This is a genomic window from Vibrio sp. 1-Bac 57 (assembly GCF_037546855.1).
Classification (GTDB): Bacteria; Pseudomonadota; Gammaproteobacteria; order Enterobacterales; family Psychromonadaceae; genus Psychromonas.
This window is the reverse complement of record NZ_JALAAC010000068.1, coordinates 1-7,204: the sequence shown is the minus strand read 5'-3', so window position 1 is coordinate 7,204 and position 7,204 is coordinate 1. Positions and strand designations below refer to the sequence as shown.

Here is a 7,204-nt window from a genome sequence, read left to right as displayed (position 1 = left end):
CGCATTATAGGGATCGCTGAAGCATTGGCAAGTCTTTTATGGTGTTTATTTCAAAAAAATGACTGAGTGATTAATTAACCAACAAAGTGTGGATATTTCACTCAAAATTGTGACTTTTATGCTTGGAATTAGGAACATGACTTCTTCGATAATTTTTTATTTCATTTGTTTTTACAAAATACTTTAGATTGACCGCAATAATTTAAGAAGTTATTACTTTAACTACTCTTGGATTCAATGCTTATATTTCTGTTTTTAGAAAAAATCAATGCTTAATCGATATTTGAATAGTCTCCATCATTGTTCCCCTTAAAGAAATAATGCTGCTCTTGATGAAGCTCAGCTTCTGCTTCATATAAGTCTTGTTCAAAAAAGCGAATCTGAGTACCAGGTGTTGCTTGTGCAAGAATATTTAAGTCTCTATTACAAACACATCCCATTTTGGGATATCCACCAATAGTTTGTCGATCACGCATTAATATAATAGGTTGTCCATTAGCTGGAATTTGGATAGCACCCAACGCAATACCTTCAGAAACGAAACTCTGCTGAGCAAATTCAATTGGCTTGCCTTTCAATCTATAGCCCATTCGGTCAATCTCTGAGGTTACCGTATACAATTCATTAAAGAATGTTTTTTTTGCCTCAGTACTAAATTGGTGGAATTGATATGTAGTTAAAACACCTATATTAATGATGCTTTTGTATTCAGGAATAAATTGTTGAGGGACTTTGCGCTTATGGGGCTGAACCTTTGCGATAAAAGGTATTATATCGCCATTGGCTAGTTTACTGCCTTTTTTGCTTAATCCGCCTAGTTTATTTCGCATCACAGTACTGACGCTACCAAAAGTTTTAGGACAAAAAAAACCTCCACTAACCGCAAGGTAACTACGTAACCCTTGCCTTGGATATCCAATTTCTAATATATCTCCTGCTTTAGCAAACCACGAACTCCAAGGTATAATTTTGTTTCCATTTAACGTTGCAACAACATCTGCTCCGCATAATGCAAAACTAGTTGCTTGTTTAAAGCAGGCTTTAAATGGCCCCATGGTAATTTCAATTTGTGCAGCATTAGCTGGATTATTTAGTAATTTATTCGCCCAGTGAAAGGCATGGGTGTCCATTGCTCCACCCGGAGTAACACCTACATCTTGATAACCATAGCGACCAAGATCTTGCAATAAGCTTAATGGCCCTGCTTGAACAATATCTAATGCCATAATTTTTACCTTCTTTTATTTACAGTTGGCCACCCATTGCCAAAAAGGTTTGTTTATCAATAGATTCAAAACGGACTTCATCACCCATTGCAAATTTACTTAAACACTCTTCTGAGTCATCAAGTAGATCTATTGGAGTGCGCCCTATCACTTGCCAACCACCAGGCGATTGACTAGGATAAATAGCTGTTTGCCTATCCGCTATCGCAACGCTTCCTTTAGGAACGTTAAGCCTTGGGCTTGCCTTACGAGGTATTGTCATTTGCTTTGGGGTATTGCCTAAGAATGCAAAACCAGGTGTAAAGCCGATTGCAAATACTCGGTAACATTCTTCTGTATGTAGTTTAACTATTTCAGAAAATGCTAAGCCTGTATGTAAGCTGACATCTCGGTGGTCAAGTGCGACTTCTTGACCATAATAAACAGGTAGTACAATTTTATTACGCACCAGATTAGTAAGGCCTACATTACCTAATTGGTTTAGTACTCGACGCACATTGATTACAAAATTTTGTAATCCAGTTTTACGCAAATCACAACTAAGTAGAATAGATGTATAAGATGGCACTATATCTGAAAGAGTATCGTTAAGTTCAGATCTGAATAACTGACAAGCATAGGTAATTTCATCGGTTGTTTCAGCACAAACGGTATCGGAGAAGTAGATAATGACACTATTTTCATTAACAAGGTTTACTTGCATTCTGCCAATCTCACTTTTAAAACCTCTGCTATCTCAGCCGCCAATTCACCATCTCCATGAATACACAAGGTATCTGCTTTAATGCTGACCCTTGTTCCATCTTTACTTATTACGCATTGCTCTTTAAATAAACGAACGGCTTGATCACAAATATCTTCTAAATTCGTATGGCATGCATTGGCTTCAGTTCTTGGCGTTAAGCGTCCATCTGTTTGATAAGTGCGGTCAACAAAGGCCTCAAAAAGTAATGTAATACCGTATTCAGAGGCAAATTTTTGATAACGCGCAAAATCAGGAACTGCCATCACCATTAATGGTAATTTTGCATCGTATTTAGCAAGTGCTTGTAATAAAGCAACAAAAATATCGTCAGACTTCATCATTGCATTATAAAGAGCACCATGCGGCTTAACATAACTTAATGCGGTATTTTCACTCTTGCAAATTCCCTGTAATGCGCCTAGCTGGTAAATAAATAACGCTTGTAAATCAGTCAATGGCATATCAATAAAACGACGACCAAAACCTTGTAAATCTGCATAACCAGGATGTGCGCCAATACGAACACCGTGTTCTTTTGCACAACGAACTGTTCGTAACATAACACTTGGATCTGAAGCATGCATACCACATGCTATATTCGCCATATCAACGAAAGGCATGATCTGTTCGTCCTGACCTAACTTCCAGATACCAAAACTTTCACCCATATCACAATTAATAAGCATTTATATTCCCCTGAATAAATTTAAATTGTAGTCATCGATTAACTATCAGCAATACTGGCTACCAGCTATAAAGAACTTGCGGCTCGAGATGCCTGTGCGTACAAACCAGATAGCGTTCTCATCAATTTAGCAGTTTCCCCTAATGAATCGTCGATAGACATATGCTCTAAGGCTTGAACTAAACATTTTTCTCTAATTTTTGCATACTCTAAGCAGAAGGCTTCACCTTCGTCAGTCACACTATAAAATGTTTCTTTGCCTCTTTTTTCATGTTGAAGCATGCCAGTTTTTACCATTTTTCTTATTGAATATGAGACGTTATGTGTATCGTCAACATTTAGGGTAAATGCTACATCAGTGATGCGCTTAGGCTTCTTTCTGTGATAAACATTATGAATCACTAAAATATCCAAAGAACTTAAATTCTGATCGCAAGCGTTGCTACATAAATGAGTCCAACGTTGGAATGCGTTGTGTACCATGGTTAATCCATATTCAAATTCACTTAACGCAAGCCCATTTTCACCCACTAAATGAGAAGAGGACAAAATAGGTAAGTGCTCAGATGTTGGCTTATTTTTTTGCTTGGGCATATATTTATCCTTTCGACATTGAGTTTGGAAGCCAGGTTACGATTTCAGGGAATACGGTGACAATAAATACAGCTGCAACCAATAAGAAAAAGAATGGCAGAGCAGCTTTAGCAACAAACAATATATCTCGTCCAGTTAAGCTTTGAATAACAAACAAATTGAATCCCACTGGTGGTGTTATTTGTGACATTTCTACAACCAGAACAATATAAATACCAAACCATAAAGGATCTATTCCAGCTTCAATAACCATTGGGAGAACAACGGAAGTGGTGAGTACTACAACTGAAATACCATCTAAAAAACAACCTAAAATAACAAACATGATAGTCAGTAAAAATAATAAGGTATAAGGAGACAAGTTAAGTAATGCTATATTTTCAGCTAGCATTCTTGGTATACCAATAAACCCCATTGCCATTGTTAAAAAAGCAGCCCCGGCTAGAATGAAAATAATCATGCATGATGTTTTCACCGCCCCCATTAAACTTTCAGTAAAGCTATTAAAAGTTAGTGAACCACTACCTAATGCTAGTACTAAAGATCCAAGAACACCAAATGCAGCTGCTTCCGTGGGCGTTGTTAAACCTGCGTAAATAGAGCCAATAATAAATAAGATAAGTACACTAACGGGTATTAAACGTAATAAGGAAGAAAACTTTTCTTTCCAGGAATATTGTTTGGTTTGTTGCGCAATACCATCACCATGCTTTGATGACCAATAAGCAGTGTATCCCATGAACATGATCACTAACATCAAACCTGGTAAGGCTCCCGCCATAAACAAACGCCCAATAGACACTTCTGCTGCGACGCCATATACGATTAAAATTATCGAAGGAGGAATAAGTAAACCTAACGTACCTGAACCGGCTAAAGTCGCTATCGCCATTTTGTCATCATATCCTTGACGCTTTAATTCTGGCAGAGTCATTTTACCAATGGTGGCAGCCGTTGCGGCAGATGAACCAGAAACAGCAGCAAAAATACCACAACTTAAAATATTAACGTGCAGTAAACGCCCTGGAACTCTACTTAGCCAGGGGGTTAAACCTTCAAATAGATCTTTTGATAAACGTGTTCTAAAGAGTATTTCACCCATCCAAATGAATAGCGGTAATGCAGCTAACGACCAATCTGATACAGCCCCCCAAGTTGATGTGGTATAAAGCAATCCAAAATTATCGTTACCCAGCATCATAAGACCTGCGATAGAAACAGCGATCAAGGTAAAAGCAACCCAAACCCCACTGGCTAACAGTGCAAATAAAATACCAATTAATATAAAGCCGATAGTTATCTCATTCATAATTTACGCTCCTTTATTTAATGAGTTAGTTTGCGATAAATCAATCGGAGCACTTTCAGCTAATACTTCCTCTTCAGATTTTGGTAGCTCTTCACCAAAAAACAAATGACAAAAGGTTTGATCAATAATTGCCACAGAAAAAATAATCATGCCCACAGCTAAAGGCAACTGAACAAGCCAAAGCTCGATAGGCACATAACCTGAAGATAATTCATCAAATAGATAAGATTCATAAACAAAGTAGGCAAGTTGCCAAGTAAGATAAAGAATTAAAACGCAGCCTAAGCTTAAAATAATTCTTTCAACCCATTTGTTAATGACAAGTGGTAATCTTGAGGTGAATAAACTCACTCGAATATGTCCACCTTCACGAAAGGTATAAGCCAACCCTAAAAAACTAGAAGCGGCAAGTAAAAAACCAGCAAAATCATCACTAGAAGGCACTTCAATACCCACCCAGCGACCCATTACTCGAGCAAGAATAATGCAACAGATAGCGATGATACATAACCCCGATAATGCACCAGTGATTAAATATATTCGATTCAATAAAGTTCTCATCGTGAATACTCCTACAGTAAACAATAAAAAAATATAGGGATTAATTTTTACTCAGGATATAAACGTATATTTAACTAACATTCTCTGAGGGATGGGTAAAATATAGTCACAACAGTAACGTTTAATAAGTAAAACGTTACTGAAGGCGTTATTTATTACTGATACTCAGCAAGAAGCGCTTTACCTTCTGCACCAGCCTCTTCAGCCCATTCTTGTGACATTTGATCACCTACAGCTGTAAGTGCTTTGATTAATTCAGGATTTGGATCTACAACTTTAACCCCATGCTCCATTAACTCTTTATTTTTAATTTCAGTTTCATTAATCGCCAATTCCCAACCACGCTTTTCAGCGGCAGCCGCGGCAGTTAACAATGCTGATTGCATCGATTTATCTAATCGTTTGAATGAACGTTTATTAACAATCACCATATTTTTAGGGATCCACGCTTGTACATCCGTATAGTTGTCAACATAGTCCCAAGACTGGCTACTCACGCCGGTAGTGGGTGATGTGATCATCATATCGATAATACCAGTTGAAAATGCCTGCGGAATTTCAACGGTTTGAACCGTTGTTGGAGAAGCTTCAAGTAAAACGGCTAAACGGGATAGGGTGGAACTATAAGCACGTAGTTTTGCACCTTTAAAACTATCAATACTAGTTAGTGGCTCTTTACTGTAAACACCTTGAGGAGGCCAAGGCACAGAATACAATAACATTAATCCATTTTTGTTTAGTTTTGCTTCAATAATTGGCTTTGATACTTCGTATAACTTTTTTGCATCAGTAAAATTAGTTGCTAAAAAAGGGAGGTTATCAAGTTTATAGATAGGATCTTCATTACCTAATATCCCAATAAATACTTCCCCTATCGGCACTTGTTGGGTGCGAACTGCTCTTGGTATCTCTTTATGTTTAATCAAAGAAGCGCCAGCATGTACGATGATTTCAAAATCTCCATTAGTTGCTGCGTTTATATCCTCTGCAAACTGACGAATATTCTGAGTATGGTGTGTGGCATCTACGTAAGGTGTAGCCATATCCCATCGAGTAGCAGATATAGCAGAAGTAGAAATAACGCCGGCAGCTGTTATTGCTGCTATTTTAAAAATAGATTTCATAGATTATCCTTATCTTTATTGATCAACATTAATAACTCGAATTCAAATCACTTATAATATGAATACGATTTACATCCATTTTGAATTAGGAGCATAAAATGCACCAATTCATTACCCGTAAAATTTTATTTAGACTACACGAGAAAAATACAATATAACTAACTGTTATATTTGGTTATTAGTTTTATTTTTCTTCTTTTTGCTCAGAAAATTAATTTTTTACTTAATTTAAGCAACTTGATAGAGCAACTGCATCAATGTAATACAAAAATTTAAAAACAAATTTTGAGTTTAAAGCACCTCCAATTCGTCTTTTTTTCATATTTATGAAAACCCAAACAAGCTTCGTAATTCATTCAATAATCATAGGTACTCGTTACTGTAATCAGTGGTTTCATTACTTTTACTGAAATTTAGAAACTATGTCTGTTTAATAATATTGCGATCATCTTTTATCAAACGGTATTCATATCGTAACGATACAAAATAATTAATTAACCAGTTGAGCCCTCATTATCAGTTAAACTCAATAGAGTGTATAAAATTTCTATTAACTCAGAATACAAAACACATTCAAAATACATACGAAATACATTTAAAACAAACATTACTCATCTCTATAATCATTTAAAACGAAGTCCATCACATTAAAATATTATTAATAAGTTAATAGATTGTGATCAATTTAGATTAAATTAAACAAACTAGATCATTAAGCATAATTCTGCGATCTAGGTTTTAATTAGAATGTAGGGCCCTTTATTGTTGAATCCACCATGGGAATTGACAGAAAAATGAGGAATAACTTTTAATAAATCACTTAAATGAATGGTAGTTTTCTTAACATTTTACAAACAAAAGCTTAACAGTAATATTTACAGGGTGACGATAACGGTTAAAAGGTAGGTGCCGTTTACGTAGCTATGCAGTCATTTTATTTGATATATAACTGTATAACAG

At 36.1% G+C, this 7,204-nt stretch carries 7 protein-coding genes; all 7 read right to left on the bottom strand.

Annotated elements, in window-relative coordinates; genetic code table 11:
• Positions 1-272: 272 nt before the first annotated feature.
• The 7 genes from MT391_RS20290 to MT391_RS20260 all read right to left on the bottom strand — a co-directional run bounded on the left by MT391_RS20290 (position 273) and on the right by MT391_RS20260 (position 6,244).
• Positions 273-1,226 carry a 5-oxoprolinase subunit C family protein gene (locus tag MT391_RS20290; RefSeq protein WP_499499860.1) on the bottom strand — a complete coding sequence of 318 codons (954 nt, stop codon included), beginning with the start codon at positions 1,224-1,226 and terminating at the stop codon, positions 273-275.
• Positions 1,227-1,245: 19 nt separating this feature from the next.
• Positions 1,246-1,929, bottom strand: a complete 684-nt coding sequence (locus MT391_RS20285) for a 5-oxoprolinase subunit B family protein (protein WP_499499858.1) — start codon at positions 1,927-1,929, stop codon at positions 1,246-1,248.
• On the bottom strand, positions 1,920-2,657 hold the full coding sequence (locus tag MT391_RS20280) for a 5-oxoprolinase subunit PxpA (protein WP_028868844.1): 738 nt from the start codon (positions 2,655-2,657) through the stop codon (positions 1,920-1,922). Before MT391_RS20280 ends, MT391_RS20285 begins: the two co-directional genes overlap by 10 nt.
• Positions 2,658-2,722: 65 nt before the next feature.
• Positions 2,723-3,250 (bottom strand): winged helix DNA-binding protein, encoded by a 528-nt coding sequence (locus MT391_RS20275; protein ID WP_028868845.1) that lies wholly within the window; start codon positions 3,248-3,250, stop codon positions 2,723-2,725.
• A 4-nt stretch (positions 3,251-3,254) separates the two neighbouring features.
• Entirely contained in the window at positions 3,255-4,559 is a 1,305-nt protein-coding gene (locus MT391_RS20270; RefSeq protein ID WP_028868846.1) for a TRAP transporter large permease, read from the bottom strand.
• A 3-nt stretch (positions 4,560-4,562) separates the two neighbouring features.
• On the bottom strand, positions 4,563-5,120 hold the full coding sequence (locus MT391_RS20265) for a TRAP transporter small permease (RefSeq protein ID WP_028868847.1): 558 nt from the start codon (positions 5,118-5,120) through the stop codon (positions 4,563-4,565).
• A gap of 155 nt (positions 5,121-5,275) precedes the next feature.
• On the bottom strand, positions 5,276-6,244 hold the full coding sequence (locus MT391_RS20260; RefSeq protein ID WP_499499857.1) for a TRAP transporter substrate-binding protein: 969 nt from the start codon (positions 6,242-6,244) through the stop codon (positions 5,276-5,278).
• Between the last annotated feature and the right edge of the window lie 960 nt (positions 6,245-7,204).

Excerpts from the sequence above, each read along its gene's own strand:
- MT391_RS20290 (WP_499499860.1), bottom strand. The coding sequence starts at position 1,226 with ATGGCATTAGATATTGTTCAAGCAGGGCCATTAAGCTTATTGCAAGAT.
- MT391_RS20285 (WP_499499858.1), bottom strand. The coding sequence starts at position 1,929 with ATGCAAGTAAACCTTGTTAATGAAAATAGTGTCATTATCTACTTCTCC.
- MT391_RS20280 (WP_028868844.1), bottom strand. The coding sequence starts at position 2,657 with ATGCTTATTAATTGTGATATGGGTGAAAGTTTTGGTATCTGGAAGTTA.
- MT391_RS20275 (WP_028868845.1), bottom strand. The coding sequence starts at position 3,250 with ATGCCCAAGCAAAAAAATAAGCCAACATCTGAGCACTTACCTATTTTG.
- MT391_RS20270 (WP_028868846.1), bottom strand. The coding sequence starts at position 4,559 with ATGAATGAGATAACTATCGGCTTTATATTAATTGGTATTTTATTTGCA.
- MT391_RS20265 (WP_028868847.1), bottom strand. The coding sequence starts at position 5,120 with ATGAGAACTTTATTGAATCGAATATATTTAATCACTGGTGCATTATCG.
- MT391_RS20260 (WP_499499857.1), bottom strand. The coding sequence starts at position 6,244 with ATGAAATCTATTTTTAAAATAGCAGCAATAACAGCTGCCGGCGTTATT.